This is a genomic window from Pseudomonas sp. AN-B15, assembly GCF_019056475.1.
GTDB classification, from domain to species: Bacteria; Pseudomonadota; Gammaproteobacteria; order Pseudomonadales; family Pseudomonadaceae; genus Aquipseudomonas; species Aquipseudomonas parakoreensis.
The window spans coordinates 4,872,709-4,885,558 of record NZ_CP049737.1 but is presented as its reverse complement, the minus strand read 5'-3'; the positions used below and the strand labels follow the sequence as shown (position 1 = coordinate 4,885,558).

The 12,850-nt window shown below is 61.6% G+C and carries 11 protein-coding genes and 1 other RNA gene; 10 read left to right on the top strand and 2 right to left on the bottom strand.

The window, feature by feature from the left end; all coding sequences use genetic code 11:
- Nucleotides 1-78: 78 nt before the first annotated feature.
- The gene (locus GTQ41_RS22030; RefSeq protein WP_007961623.1) at nucleotides 79-441 is read right to left on the bottom strand and encodes a YraN family protein; all 363 of its coding nucleotides are present in this window, start codon (nucleotides 439-441) and stop codon (nucleotides 79-81) included.
- Nucleotides 441-2,252, bottom strand: coding sequence for a penicillin-binding protein activator (locus GTQ41_RS22025; RefSeq protein WP_047296427.1), 1,812 nt, complete (start codon nucleotides 2,250-2,252; stop codon nucleotides 441-443). The genes GTQ41_RS22030 and GTQ41_RS22025 overlap by 1 nt, the downstream gene beginning before the upstream one ends.
- A 177-nt stretch (nucleotides 2,253-2,429) precedes the next feature.
- On the opposite strand from GTQ41_RS22025, the gene rsmI reads away from it, so the two are divergent.
- From rsmI to murD, 10 genes are all read left to right on the top strand, one after another.
- Nucleotides 2,430-3,335 carry a 16S rRNA (cytidine(1402)-2'-O)-methyltransferase gene (gene rsmI, locus GTQ41_RS22020; protein ID WP_047296425.1) on the top strand — a complete coding sequence of 302 codons (906 nt, stop codon included), beginning with the start codon at nucleotides 2,430-2,432 and terminating at the stop codon, nucleotides 3,333-3,335.
- A 73-nt stretch (nucleotides 3,336-3,408) separates the two neighbouring features.
- Nucleotides 3,409-3,762: RNase P RNA component class A (gene rnpB / locus GTQ41_RS22015), an RNA gene on the top strand.
- A 400-nt stretch (nucleotides 3,763-4,162) separates the two neighbouring features.
- Nucleotides 4,163-4,618, top strand: a complete 456-nt coding sequence (gene mraZ, locus GTQ41_RS22010; protein ID WP_003228026.1) for a division/cell wall cluster transcriptional repressor MraZ — start codon at nucleotides 4,163-4,165, stop codon at nucleotides 4,616-4,618.
- A gap of 2 nt (nucleotides 4,619-4,620) precedes the next feature.
- Entirely contained in the window at nucleotides 4,621-5,562 is a 942-nt protein-coding gene (rsmH, locus tag GTQ41_RS22005) for a 16S rRNA (cytosine(1402)-N(4))-methyltransferase RsmH (protein WP_086791932.1), read from the top strand.
- A complete protein-coding gene (gene ftsL, locus GTQ41_RS22000) occupies nucleotides 5,559-5,852 on the top strand; it encodes a cell division protein FtsL (protein WP_041073157.1) in 294 nt (97 codons plus the stop codon). The genes rsmH and ftsL overlap by 4 nt, the downstream gene beginning before the upstream one ends.
- Entirely contained in the window at nucleotides 5,852-7,591 is a 1,740-nt protein-coding gene (locus GTQ41_RS21995) for a penicillin-binding protein 2 (protein WP_174376919.1), read from the top strand. The genes ftsL and GTQ41_RS21995 overlap by 1 nt, the downstream gene beginning before the upstream one ends.
- The gene (locus GTQ41_RS21990; RefSeq protein ID WP_047296423.1) at nucleotides 7,591-9,054 is read left to right on the top strand and encodes a UDP-N-acetylmuramoyl-L-alanyl-D-glutamate--2,6-diaminopimelate ligase; all 1,464 of its coding nucleotides are present in this window, start codon (nucleotides 7,591-7,593) and stop codon (nucleotides 9,052-9,054) included. The genes GTQ41_RS21995 and GTQ41_RS21990 overlap by 1 nt, the downstream gene beginning before the upstream one ends.
- Nucleotides 9,047-10,414: a UDP-N-acetylmuramoyl-tripeptide--D-alanyl-D-alanine ligase gene (gene murF / locus GTQ41_RS21985; RefSeq protein WP_047296421.1), complete on the top strand. Its 1,368-nt coding sequence runs from the start codon at nucleotides 9,047-9,049 to the stop codon at nucleotides 10,412-10,414. The genes GTQ41_RS21990 and murF overlap by 8 nt, the downstream gene beginning before the upstream one ends.
- Complete coding sequence (mraY, locus tag GTQ41_RS21980; RefSeq protein WP_025109289.1) at nucleotides 10,414-11,496, top strand: phospho-N-acetylmuramoyl-pentapeptide-transferase; 1,083 nt, start codon at nucleotides 10,414-10,416, stop codon at nucleotides 11,494-11,496. The genes murF and mraY overlap by 1 nt, the downstream gene beginning before the upstream one ends.
- 5 nt (nucleotides 11,497-11,501) lie before the next feature.
- Complete coding sequence (gene murD / locus GTQ41_RS21975) at nucleotides 11,502-12,848, top strand: UDP-N-acetylmuramoyl-L-alanine--D-glutamate ligase (RefSeq protein ID WP_047296418.1); 1,347 nt, start codon at nucleotides 11,502-11,504, stop codon at nucleotides 12,846-12,848.
- The last annotated feature ends 2 nt before the right edge of the window (nucleotides 12,849-12,850 follow it).

Here is a 12,850-nt window from a genome sequence, read left to right as displayed (position 1 = left end):
TTCGGCACGTGAATGTGCAGCCCGCAAAGCAAAGAGCAAAAATTGTCGGTGAAAGTGTCCGGGGTGGTGTGCAGAGAATCAACCATCGAACGCATTCTGCAACCAGTTCAACTGATCCGGATGCCTGTCGATGGCCACCACGTCGAAGCGGCAAGGGGAATCGGCCCAGCGCGACTCGCGCTGAAGAAAATACTGTGCGGCGAAAATCAGTTTCTGCCGTTTGCGCTCATCGATGCTAGCGAGCGCGCCACCCCATTGAGTGTTTTTTCTGTAGCGGACTTCGACGAATACTACTGTATCGCCATCAAGCATGACCAGATCAAGCTCGCCCCGTTTGCATGACCAGTTCTGCGCCAGCAGGCGCAGACCCTGGTGTTGCAGATGCTCGAGCGCCTGGCGCTCGGCATCTTTACCGCTTTGCAGGTGCGAGCCGTCGGGCATCAGCGCGGGGTGTCCGGCAGGCGTTGAACTTGACCGTTGACGAACTGCGCCCATGGCAACTGACGCACCACGCGTTGGGTCTGGGTCATGCCCAGGCTGCCCGACTGACCTTCGATGCGGCTGTCCGGCAACGCCTTCAACTGACCCAGGCGCGGCGCCAGACGGTAGGCGTCGACGCCCATGGCGTAAAGGCGGCCAAGGCTGCCGGCCGCTTGCGGCCATTGCGCGGTGACTTGCTGACGCAGCGGGTCATTGGCTTCCAGCAACCATGGGGTTTCGCAGAAGCGCACGCCGTTCATGTCGTTGTACTGGTTCACATCGCCACTGGCGCTGTACACGTGGGAAGTTGCGTACACCGGCACGTCACCCGCGTACTGGAAGTTCAGGGTCGGCTTGATCTGTTGCGCTTGCTGCGGGGTGGCTGCCAGGAAGATGAACTCGATGTCCTGACGACGCGACGGCTGCGCGGCGACGTTGGTGCCAACCGCGTTCTGCAGGCTCTTGGCGCGGGCTTCGCTTTGGCGCAGCTGGAACATGTCGGCGATCTGCTGGGCCAGCTGCACTGGTTGATCAACGCGTTCGGTGGCAACGATGCTGCCGCCATTGGCCTGCCAGTCCTGGCTGAAGGCGCGCAGTACGCGGTCGCCCCATTCGCCTTTCGGCACCATGATCGCCGCGCGATGCAGGCCGTCGGCGCGGGCGCGACGCGAAACTTCGCGAGCTTCGTCTTCAGCTGCCAGACCGAACTGGAACAGTTGCGCCGGACCTTGATCGCCTTCGCTGTAGTTCAATGCGAGGGTGGTGATTGGCAGTTGCGGACGGGTGCTCAATTGTTTGACCAGCGGTTTTTCCAGCGGGCCGACCACCAGTTGCACGCCATCGGCCTGGGCCTTGCGGTAGAACTCGTCCATCGAGGTCAGTTTGGAACTGTCGTAAAACTCGATGGCGGGCGGCTTCTGACCGGCCTGTTGTGCTTGATAGTGCGCCGCCATGAAACCTTCACGCAGCGCTTTACCGACCGAGGCCAGTGGGCCGTCTTGCGGCAGCAGCAGGGCAATCTTGCTCAGGGGCTGGCTGGCCAGTTCCTTGAGTTTGGTCAGTGGCAGCGGCAGGTTGATTGCGGCTGGGTGCTTTGGATTCTGTGCGCGCCAGGCATCGATCGCCGCTTGCTGCTGTTCCAGGGTGCCGGCGGTTTTCACGGCCAGGGCCAGGCCCATCCAGCCGCCGAGATCGTCGGCGGTGTTGGGTTGCAGTTGATCGGTCGGCAGCGAAGCGATCAGGGTCCAGATGGCTTCGTGGTTCTTGCTCGCGGCTTCGCCTTTGAGCATTGGAGCGATGAAGATGCGCTCGCGAGCGGCTGCCAGGGTCTGGCCGTCGGCTTCCAGTGCACGGGCGTGCACGGTGCCGGTGCGCACTTGCTGATCTTCCGGCATTTCGCTCAGGTGCTGCAGGCTCGGATGGCTCAGAGCGGTCAGCGCAGCTTTCGGCTGATTGCGGGTCATCGCCAGTTCAGCGGAAAGGGTGCTGGCGAAGATCTGCTGGCCTGGCTTCAACTGCTCCATCGGCACTTGTTGCAGGATCTGCGCGGACTGGCCGGCATTGCCCTGGCGATAAGCGAGGTCTGCCGCGCTCAGGCGCAACAACGCAGCTTTTTCCGGCGTTTTGGCCTGGGTAGCCTGTTCGAGCAGTTGCTCGATGCTGGCATCCGGAGTCCGTGGAAGTTCGCCAAGGCTGGAGGAAGGGGAGCTGGCGCAGGCCGCCAATAAGGCAGCGAGGCAGAGGGCAGTGAACAGCCGCAGGCAAGCGATCATGTAAGTGTTCCTGATACTCGATCAAATTAGCGTGGAATTGTACCCAAGCGCTGGCCGGGGCGCGATGTTACTGGCGTGAAACCGTCAATTTAGCTGAAGCAAATGTTGCGGCATCGCACAAAGGCGCGCAAAACCGGCGTCGGCCGGAACGCATCGCAAGCCTCATGACGCGTTACAATGCCGGCTTTTACCGATCATGAGGTGTGCGCTTTGACTGCTCCAGGTCCTTTGAATTCCGCTGCTGGCTCGCTTTATGTGGTGGCGACGCCCATCGGCAACCTGGACGACATCAGCGCCCGGGCTCTGAAAATCCTCCGCGAAGTGGCACTGATCGCCGCCGAAGACACGCGGCACTCGGCGCGCTTGATGCAGCACTTCGGCATTGCCACGCCGCTGGCCGCGTGCCATGAACATAACGAACGTGATGAAGGTAGCCGCTTTATTACTCGTTTGCTGGCAGGCGATAACGTCGCGCTGATTTCCGATGCCGGGACACCGCTGATTTCCGATCCGGGTTATCACCTCGTGCGTCAGGCGCGGGCGGCGGGGATCAATGTGGTGCCGGTGCCGGGTGCCTGTGCGTTGATCGCTGCGCTGTCGGCGGCGGGGCTGCCGTCCGACCGGTTCATTTTCGAGGGCTTTCTGCCGGCCAAGTCGGCAGGGCGCAAAGCGCGCCTGGAGGCGGTAAAGGAAGAGCCGCGCACGCTGATTTTCTACGAGGCCCCGCATCGCATTCTCGAGTGCCTGCAGGACATGGAGGCGGTGTTCGGTGGCGAGCGTCAGGCGTTGCTGGCCCGGGAAATCACCAAAACCTTCGAGACGCTCAAAGGCTTGCCGCTGGCTGAGTTGCGGGCGTTTGTCGAGTCCGACAGCAATCAGCAGCGCGGCGAGTGCGTGGTGCTGGTCGCGGGCTGGTCTGCACCGCAGTCCGAGGACGCGGTCAGCAGTGAGGCGATGCGCATCCTCAATCTGTTGCTCGACGAGATGCCGCTCAAGCGCGCCGCCGCCCTGGCCGCGCAAATCACCGGTGAGCGCAAAAACGTGCTGTATCAGGTCGCGCTGGAACAGCAGAAGGGCGAGTAACCCGTCGAGCAGACGGGTTTCACGGCTATTAGCGCTTGTTCTTCGGGCGCTCTGCCGTTAACCTGCGCGGCGGAGAGTCGATCGGACAGTCGCTGCCCTCTATGAAAATTAGGGGGGGGAGGAAAGTCCGGGCTCCATAGGGCGAAGTGCCAGGTAATGCCTGGGAGGCGTGAGCCTACGGAAAGTGCCACAGAAAATAACCGCCTAAGTGCTTCGGCGCCGGTAAGGGTGAAAAGGTGCGGTAAGAGCGCACCGCACGTCTGGCAACAGTTCGTGGCTAGGTAAACCCCACTTGGAGCAAGACCAAATAGGGTCCCAAGGCGTGGCCCGCGCTGGGACCGGGTAGGTTGCTAAAGATGTCCAGTGATGGCCATCGTAGACGAATGACTGTTCAAGACAGAACCCGGCTTACAGATCGACTCTCCACCTTTTTCTTTCCCTGCTTGAATCAATGGCATCAGGGCTGGTTATTATCGGCAGGCCTGCGCTAAAGTCCGGCAGCGGCAATGCGGTAATAGCCATTTCCCACCTTGCTTCAATCAACAGCAGAAGCGCTTTTGTAATACCGAAAAAATCTTACTCTTAACAAATCACTTTAACTTCCGAGCGCAGCTTTCAGTGCTGCATCAAGTTATTGGTCAAAAGTATCCGCCAAATTGTCGTTGCCCCTCCTTTTAAGCTCCTAAATCTCCGTTCTGTAAGGGTTTTCCTTTAATCCGCGCCTTGACGGTGTGGTGGGCGCATTCCTATAGTGTGCGCAAGTGGCGGAAAGTGGCATGAAGTGGGTTTTTTGAGCTCAAAACGATAAAAATTGGAGAAACGCTGACGTGTTTCGCGGAGCTAACGCTATCAGTCTCGATGCAAAGGGCCGTCTCGCCATGCCGAGCCGGTACCGTGACGAGCTCGTTTCGCGTAGTTCCGGCCAGTTGATCGTGACCATTGATGCCGTTGATCCGTGCCTGTGTGTCTACCCGCTCGACGAGTGGGAAATTATTGAAACCAAGTTGCGTGCACTCCCTTCGCTTCGCGAAGAGAACCGTCGCCTGCAGCGTTTATTGATTGGTAATGCCGTCGACCTCGAACTCGACGGCAGTGGTCGTTTTCTGGTTCCACCGCGTCTGCGCGAATACGCAAAGCTTGATAAGAAAGCGATGCTGGTGGGCCAACTGAACAAGTTCCAATTGTGGGACGAGGATGCATGGAACGCGGTATCTGCCGCTGACCTTGCTGCTATTCAACAACCGGGCGCCATGCCTGACGAACTGCGTGATTTGATCCTGTGACTATTGATAGCGGCTTTAACCACATCACCGTACTGCTTGACGAAGCCGTCGAGGCTCTCGCCGTACGTCCTGATGGCTGCTATCTGGACGGTACGTTCGGGCGCGGCGGGCACAGTCGGTTGATCCTCAGCCAGCTCGGGCCGGACGGCCGGCTGATCGGATTCGACAAGGATCCTCAAGCGATTGCCACCGGGCAAACGCTAGCGGCCGAAGACGGCCGCTTTGTCGTTGTGCAGCGCAGCTTTGCCGAACTGGGTTCGGTGGTTGCCGAACAAGGTTTGAGCGGCAAGGTCAGCGGCATCCTGCTCGATCTCGGCGTGTCGTCGCCGCAACTGGATGACGCCGAGCGCGGCTTCAGTTTCCTCAATGACGGCCCGCTGGACATGCGCATGGATCCGTCCCGTGGCATCAGCGCCGCCGAATTCGTCAACACCGCGCCGGTGGAAGAAATCGCCCGGGTGTTCAAGGAATACGGCGAAGAACGTTTCTCCGGGCGCATGGCCCGTGCCGTGGCCGAGCGCCGCGACATCAAGCCATTCGAGCGCACCGCCGATCTGGCCGAAGTTCTGAAAGTCGCCAACCCGGCGTGGGAGAAGGGCAAGAACCCGGCGACCCGTGCGTTCCAGGGTTTGCGCATTCACGTCAACAACGAACTGGGCGATCTGGAAGCCGGCCTTGAAGCCGCACTGGATGCTCTGGAAGTCGGTGGCCGTCTGGTGGTCATCAGCTTCCATTCGCTGGAAGACCGCATCGTCAAACTGTTCATGCGCAAACTGGTGAAAGGCGAAGCCGACAACCTGCCGCGCAACCTGCCCGTGCGCCACGTGGCGTTCGAACCGAAAATCAAAATCCATGGCAAAGCGCAGACGGCCTCCGACGCCGAACTCAAAGCCAACCCACGTTCCCGTAGCGCTGTCATGCGTGTCGCGGAGAAGTTGCGGTGAGCAAGCTTTTCGCCAAGCCCCTGCCGGGCGGCAGCTTTATCATGCTGCTGCTGTTTGTCGGCGTGCTCGTGTCGGCCATCGGCGTGTCTTACAGCGCGCACTGGAACCGGCAGTTGCTTAACACCCTGTACAACGAACTCAGTGTGCGCGACAAGGCGCAGGCCGAGTGGGGGCGTCTGATTCTCGAGCAAAGCACCTGGACAGCGCACAGCCGCATTGAAGTGCTGGCCACTGAACAATTGAAAATGCACATTCCGGGCGCGGCTGACGTGAAGATGGTGGCGCCATGATGAAACTCGAAGGCGCACTCTTCCCGTGGCGCTTCCGCCTGATGGTGGCTCTGCTCGGCGTGATGGTCGCGGCGATCTGCTGGCGCATCATCGACCTGCAAGTGGTTGACCGCGACTTCCTCAAGGGACAGGGCGACGCACGCAGTCTCCGTCACATCCCGATTCCTGCTCACCGTGGTCTGATCACCGACCGTAACGGCGAGCCGTTAGCCGTGAGTACCCCGGTGACGACGCTGTGGGCCAACGCCAAGGAAATGCAGACGGCCAAAGAGAAGTGGCCGGCACTGGCCGCGGCGCTGGGGCAGGATCCGAAAGCCCTGGCCGAACGTCTCGAAGCTCAGGCCAACAAAGAATTCATTTACCTGGTGCGCGGGCTGACCCCAGAGCAGGGCCAGGCTGTGCTCGACCTGAAAGTGCCGGGCGTTTACGGCATCGAAGAATTCCGCCGCTTCTACCCGGCCGGTGAAGTCACCGCGCACATGGTCGGCTTTACCGACATTGACGATCACGGGCGTGAAGGCGTCGAGCTGGCCTACGACGAGTGGCTGGCCGGGGTGCCGGGCAAGCGGCAGGTCATCAAGGATCGGCGCGGTCGGCTGATCAAGGATGTCCAGGTCACCAAGAACGCCAAGGCCGGCAAGCCCTTGGCGTTGTCGATTGACCTGCGTCTGCAATACCTGGCGAACCGCGAGCTGCGCAACGCGATCATCGAGAACGGCGCCAAGGCTGGCAGCCTGGTGATCATGGACGTGAAGACCGGCGAGATCCTCGCCATGGTCAACCAGCCGACCTACAACCCGAACAACCGTCGCAACCTGCAACCGGCGATGATGCGTAACCGCGCGATGATCGACGTGTTCGAGCCGGGTTCGACCATGAAAGCGATCTCGATGAGTGCCGCGATAGAATCCGGGCGCTGGAAACCGACCGACACCGTCGAGGTGTATCCGGGCTCGCTGCAGATCGGCAAGTACACGATCAAGGACGTGTCGAAGACCGAAGGTCCGGTACTCGACATGACCGGCATCCTGATCAATTCCAGTAACGTCGGCATGAGTAAGGTCGCGTTCGATATCGGCGGTGAAACCATTTACCGTCTCGCACAGAAAGTCGGACTCGGCCAGGACACCGGCCTGGGCTTTCCGGGCGAGCGCGTCGGCAACCTGCCGAACTACCGAGACTGGCGCAAAGCCGAAACCGCGACACTGTCTTATGGCTACGGTATTTCCGTGACCGCGATCCAGCTGGTGCACGCATTCTCGGCGCTGGCCAACAACGGTCGTCTCGCACCGCTGACCCTGATCAAAACCGACAAGCCGCCGCAGACCACTCAGGTATTGCCGGAAGCGGTCGCGAAAACCATGCAAGGCATGCTGCAGCAAGTGATCGAAGCACCGCGCGGCGTGTTCCGTGCGCAGGTGCCGGCGTATCACGTGGCCGGCAAGTCGGGTACTGCGCGTAAAACGTCGGTGGGCACCAAGGGTTACGCCGAAAACTCCTACCGCTCGCTGTTCGCCGGTTTCGGCCCGATGAGCGATCCGCGTTACGCCATCGTGGTGGTGATCGATGAACCGTCCAAGGCCGGTTACTTCGGTGGTCTGGTGTCGGCGCCGGTGTTCAGCCGTGTGATGTCCGGCACCCTGCGCCTGATGAACGTGACCCCGGACAACCTGCCGACTACCCAACAGGCCAACGCTACCCCGGTCGTTCCGCTGAAAGCCAATGGAGGGCGCGGCTGATGTCTCTGAGTCTGAACAAGATATTCCCCCACGCCGGCCATGATCTGTTGATCCGTGAATTGGCGCTGGACAGCCGCAACGTGCGCGCGGGCGACCTGTTCCTCGCTGTGCCCGGTGGCAAGTTCGATGGCCGTGCGCACATCGCCGATGCCTTGCAGCGCGGCGCGGCTGCGGTTGCGTATGAAGTGGAAGGCGCCACCGTGCTGCCGATCACCGAAGTGCCGTTGATTCCGGTCAAAGGCTTGGCGGCGCAGTTGTCCGACATCGCCGGGCGCTTTTATGGCGAGCCGAGCCATCACTTGAACCTGATCGGTGTTACCGGCACCAATGGCAAAACCAGCGTGACCCAACTGGTCGCGCAGGCACTCGATCTGCTTGGTCAGCATTGCGGCATCGTCGGTACGCTGGGTTCCGGCTTCCATGGCGCGCTGGAAAGCGGCCTGCACACCACGCCGAATCCGATCGCCATGCAAGCCACTCTGGCCGACCTGAAAAAGGCCGGGGCCAAAGCCGTGGCCATGGAAGTGTCGTCCCACGGTCTGGATCAGGGCCGGGTCACTGCATTGGCGTTCGACGTCGCGGTGATGACCAACCTGTCCCGCGACCACCTGGATTATCACGGCACCATGCAGGCGTACGCCGAGGCCAAGGCCAAGCTGTTCGCCTGGAATGACCTGAAGTGCCGCGTGGTCAACCTCGACGACGATTTCGGTCGGCAGTTGGCCGGCGAAAAACGTGAGTCGCGTTTGATCAGTTACAGCCTGCTCGACAGCAGCGCCTATTTGTATGTCCGCGAAGCGCAGTTCGATGACCACGGCGTACGCGCCACGCTGGTCACGCCGCAGGGCGAACACCACCTGCGCAGCACGCTGCTCGGTCGTTTCAACCTGAGCAACGTGCTGGCGGCGGTCGGCGCTTTGCTCGGTCTGGATTATGCGCTCGACGAAATCCTCAAGGTGCTGCCGAAACTTGAAGGCCCGGCCGGGCGCATGCAGCGTCTGGGTGGCGGCACTCAGCCACTGGTGGTGGTCGATTACGCCCACACCCCGGATGCCCTGGAAAAAGTTCTGACCGCGCTGCGTCCACACGTCAAAGGCCAGTTGCTGTGCCTGTTCGGCTGTGGCGGTGATCGTGATCGCGGCAAGCGTCCGCTGATGGCCGAAGTGGTCGAGCGTCTGGCCGATCGCGTACTGGTCACCGATGACAACCCGCGCACCGAAGATCCGGCGCAGATTTTCGACGACATCCGCGCCGGTTTCACCGCTGTGGATAAAGTCACCTTCGTCGCCGGCCGTGGTCAGGCGATTGCCCAACTGATCGCTGCTGCATCGGCCGATGACGTGATTGTGCTGGCCGGCAAAGGTCACGAGGACTATCAGGAAATCAACGGCGAGCGGCACGCTTTCTCCGATCTGGTCGAGGCCGATCATGCCCTCACCGCGTGGGAGGTGGCCCATGCTTAAGGCCCTGACATTGAGCGAACTGACCAACGTGCTCGACGCACGTCTGATCAGCAGCGACGCCAGTTTCGATGGCGTCAGCATCGACAGCCGTGCGATCACCGCTGGCCAACTGTTTATTGCCCTGACTGGCCCGCGCTTTGACGGTCATGACTACCTGAACGATGTCGCCGGCAAAGGCGCGGTGGCGGCACTGGTCGAGCGTGAAGTCGCCGACAGCACCTTGCCGCAACTGCTGGTCAAGGACACCCGTCAGGCCCTCGGCCAGTTGGGTGCGCTGAACCGTGCCGCGTTCACCCAGCCCGTTGCGGCCATCACTGGCTCCAGCGGCAAGACCACGGTCAAGGAAATGCTCGCGAGCATCCTGCGTACCCGCGGTCCGGTGCTGGCGACTCGCGGCAATCTGAACAACGATCTCGGCGCACCGCTGACCCTGCTCGAACTGGCGCCGGAACACACTGCCGCCGTGATCGAACTGGGCGCCTCGCGTCTGGGCGAAATCGCCTACACCGTCGGGCTGACCAAGCCGCACGTGGCGATCCTCAACAACGCGGGCACTGCCCACGTTGGCGAGTTCGGCGGGCCGGAAAAAATCGTCGAGGCCAAGGGTGAGATCATCGACGGTCTGGCGGCGGATGGCATCGCCGTGCTCAATCTCGATGACAAGGCCTTTGGTATCTGGAAGCTCCGCGCCGGCGCACGCAAGGTGCTGACCTTCTCCCTGAGCAATCCGCAGGCAGATTTCTACGCCAGTGACCTGAGCACCGATGCCCGGGGCTGCCCGGCTTTCAACCTGCATACACCTGAAGGTGTGGAGCACGTTCAGCTGAACCTGCTCGGCACCCATAACGTCGCCAACGCCATGGCTGCCGCCGCTGCCGCTCACGCCCTGGGCGTGTCGCTGTTCGGCATTGCCACCGGGCTTGGCGCGGTACAACCGGTCAAGGGTCGCACCGTCGCGCAACTGGCGAAGAACGGCATGCGCGTGATCGATGACACTTACAACGCAAACCCCACCTCCATGTGCGCTGCCGTTGATATACTCGCCGGCTTTTCCGGCCGCACCGTCCTGGTGCTCGGAGATATCGGCGAGTTGGGCGACTGGGCGGAGCAGGGGCACCGCGACGTGGGCGAATACGCCCGGGGCAAGGTTTCCGCGCTTTACGCGGTCGGGCCGAACATGGTCCACGCCGTGAACGCATTCGGCCAAGAGGCGCATCACTTCGGCACGCAAGCCGAACTGATCCAGGCCCTCGACGCCGAGCAGGACACAAACACCACCATTTTGATCAAGGGTTCGCGCAGTGCAGCGATGGAAAACATCGTTGCGGCTCTGTGCGGGTCCAGTCTGGAGAAACATTAATGCTGCTGCTGCTAGCGGAGTATCTGCAACAGTTCTACAAAGGCTTCGCGGTCTTCCAGTACCTGACCCTGCGCGGGATCCTCGGTGTGCTGACCGCGCTGGTTTTGTCGCTGTGCTACGGCCCGTGGATGATCCGCACCCTGCAGAACCGTCAGATCGGCCAGTCCGTTCGCAACGACGGCCCGCAATCGCACCTGTCCAAGTCGGGTACGCCGACCATGGGCGGCGCGCTGATTCTGTCTTCCATCGGTGTCAGCACCCTGTTGTGGGCTGACCTGAGCAACCGCTACGTCTGGGTCGTGCTGCTGGTGACTCTGCTGTTCGGCGCCATTGGCTGGGTCGACGACTACCGCAAAGTGATCGAGAAGAACTCCCGTGGCTTGCCAAGCCGCTGGAAATATTTCTGGCAGTCAGTCTTTGGCCTGGGCGCAGCGATCTTCCTTTATATGACCGCCACCACGCCTGTGGAGACCACGCTGATCCTGCCGATGCTCAAGGACTACAGCATTCCGCTGGGCGCCGGTTTCATCGTGCTGACCTACTTCGTGATCGTCGGTTCGAGCAACGCGGTCAACCTGACCGACGGCCTCGACGGTCTGGCGATCATGCCGACCGTGATGGTCGGCGGCGGTCTGGGGATTTTCTGCTACCTGTCGGGTAACGTGAAATTCGCCGAATACCTGCTGATTCCTTACGTGCCGGGCGCAGGCGAGCTGATCGTGTTCTGCGGCGCGCTGATCGGTGCGGGGCTCGGGTTTCTCTGGTTCAACACCTACCCGGCGCAAGTGTTCATGGGCGATGTCGGTGCTCTGGCACTCGGCGCGGCACTGGGCACCATCGCAGTGATCGTCCGTCAGGAAATCGTCCTGTTCATCATGGGCGGTGTGTTCGTGATGGAAACCCTGTCGGTGGTTATCCAGGTGGCTTCTTTCAAGCTGACCGGGCGCCGTGTGTTCCGCATGGCACCGATTCACCACCACTTTGAACTCAAGGGCTGGCCCGAGCCTCGCGTGATCGTCCGTTTCTGGATCATTACCGTGATTCTCGTGCTGATCGGCCTTGCCACCCTGAAGCTGAGGTAGAACGAGTGTCTCTGATCGCTTCTGACCACTTCCGCATCGTTGTCGGCCTCGGCAAGAGCGGCATGTCCCTGGTTCGCTTCCTGGCGAACCGGGGCGTGTCGTTTGCCGTTGCCGACACGCGGGACAATCCACCGGAACTGGCCACGCTCAAGCGTGACTATCCGCACGTGGAAGTGCGTTGTGGCGAGCTGGACGTCGAATTCCTGTGCCGCGCCGACGAGCTCTACGTGAGTCCCGGTCTGGCGCTGGCGACCCCGGCCCTGCAAGCCGCTGCCGCCCGTGGCGTGAAAATGTCCGGCGATATCGAGCTGTTCGCGCGTAACGCGCGGGCGCCGATCGTGGCCATCACCGGTTCCAACGCGAAAAGCACCGTCACCACCCTGGTCGGCGAGATGGCGGCTGCGGCCGGCAAACGCGTCGCGGTGGGCGGCAACCTCGGCACGCCGGCGCTGGACCTGCTCAGCGACGACGTCGAGCTATACGTGATGGAACTGTCGAGTTTTCAGCTGGAAACCACCGACCAGCTCAACGCTGAAGTGGCTACCGTGTTGAACATCAGCGAAGACCACATGGACCGCTACAGCGGCCTGCCGGCCTATCACTTGGCCAAGCACCGGATCTTCCGTGGCGCGAAGCAGTTCGTGGTCAACCGTCAGGACGCGCTCAGCCGTCCGCTGATCGGCGAGGGCCAGCCGTGCTGGACCTTCGGCCTGAACAAACCCGATTTCAAGGCTTTTGGCCTGCACGAAGAGGACGGCGAGAAATACCTGGCCTTCGAATTCCAGAACCTGATGCCGGTGCGCGAACTGAAAGTGCGCGGTGCGCATAACCAGGCCAATGCCCTCGCGGCACTGGCACTGGGGCATGCGGTCGGCCTGCCGTTCGACGCCATGCTGTCGGCCCTGCGCAATTTCGCCGGTCTCGAACACCGCTGCCAGTGGGTGCGTGATCTCGACGGCGTCGGTTACTACAACGATTCCAAGGCCACCAACGTCGGCGCCGCGCTGGCCGCCATCGAAGGCCTCGGTGCGGACATCGACGGCAAGGTCGTGCTGATCGCCGGTGGCGACGGCAAGGGTGCCGAGTTCAACGACTTGCGCGATCCGGTGGCGGCCAACTGCCGCGCCGTGATCCTGATGGGCCGCGACTCCGACAAGATTGGCGCGGCCATCGCTGACGCCGTGCCACTGATTCGCGCGACCTCGCTGGTCGACGCCGTTGCGCAATGCCGCGCAGTCGCCCAACCGGGTGACGTGGTGCTGCTGTCGCCAGCCTGCGCCAGTTTCGACATGTTCAAGAATTACGAAGACCGTGGTCACCAGTTCGTCCGCGCCGTGGAGGATCTGGCATGAGC

What these genes read in the sequence shown, in the direction of transcription:
- GTQ41_RS22030 (WP_007961623.1), bottom strand. Translation starts at nt 441, where the DNA reads ATGCCCGACGGCTCGCACCTGCAAAGCGGTAAAGATGCCGAGCGCCAG.
- GTQ41_RS22025 (WP_047296427.1), bottom strand. Translation starts at nt 2,252, where the DNA reads ATGATCGCTTGCCTGCGGCTGTTCACTGCCCTCTGCCTCGCTGCCTTA.
- rsmI (WP_047296425.1), top strand. Translation starts at nt 2,430, where the DNA reads ATGCCGGCTTTTACCGATCATGAGGTGTGCGCTTTGACTGCTCCAGGT.
- GTQ41_RS21995 (WP_174376919.1), top strand. Translation starts at nt 5,852, where the DNA reads ATGAAACTCGAAGGCGCACTCTTCCCGTGGCGCTTCCGCCTGATGGTG.
- GTQ41_RS21990 (WP_047296423.1), top strand. Translation starts at nt 7,591, where the DNA reads ATGTCTCTGAGTCTGAACAAGATATTCCCCCACGCCGGCCATGATCTG.
- murF (WP_047296421.1), top strand. Translation starts at nt 9,047, where the DNA reads ATGCTTAAGGCCCTGACATTGAGCGAACTGACCAACGTGCTCGACGCA.
- mraY (WP_025109289.1), top strand. Translation starts at nt 10,414, where the DNA reads ATGCTGCTGCTGCTAGCGGAGTATCTGCAACAGTTCTACAAAGGCTTC.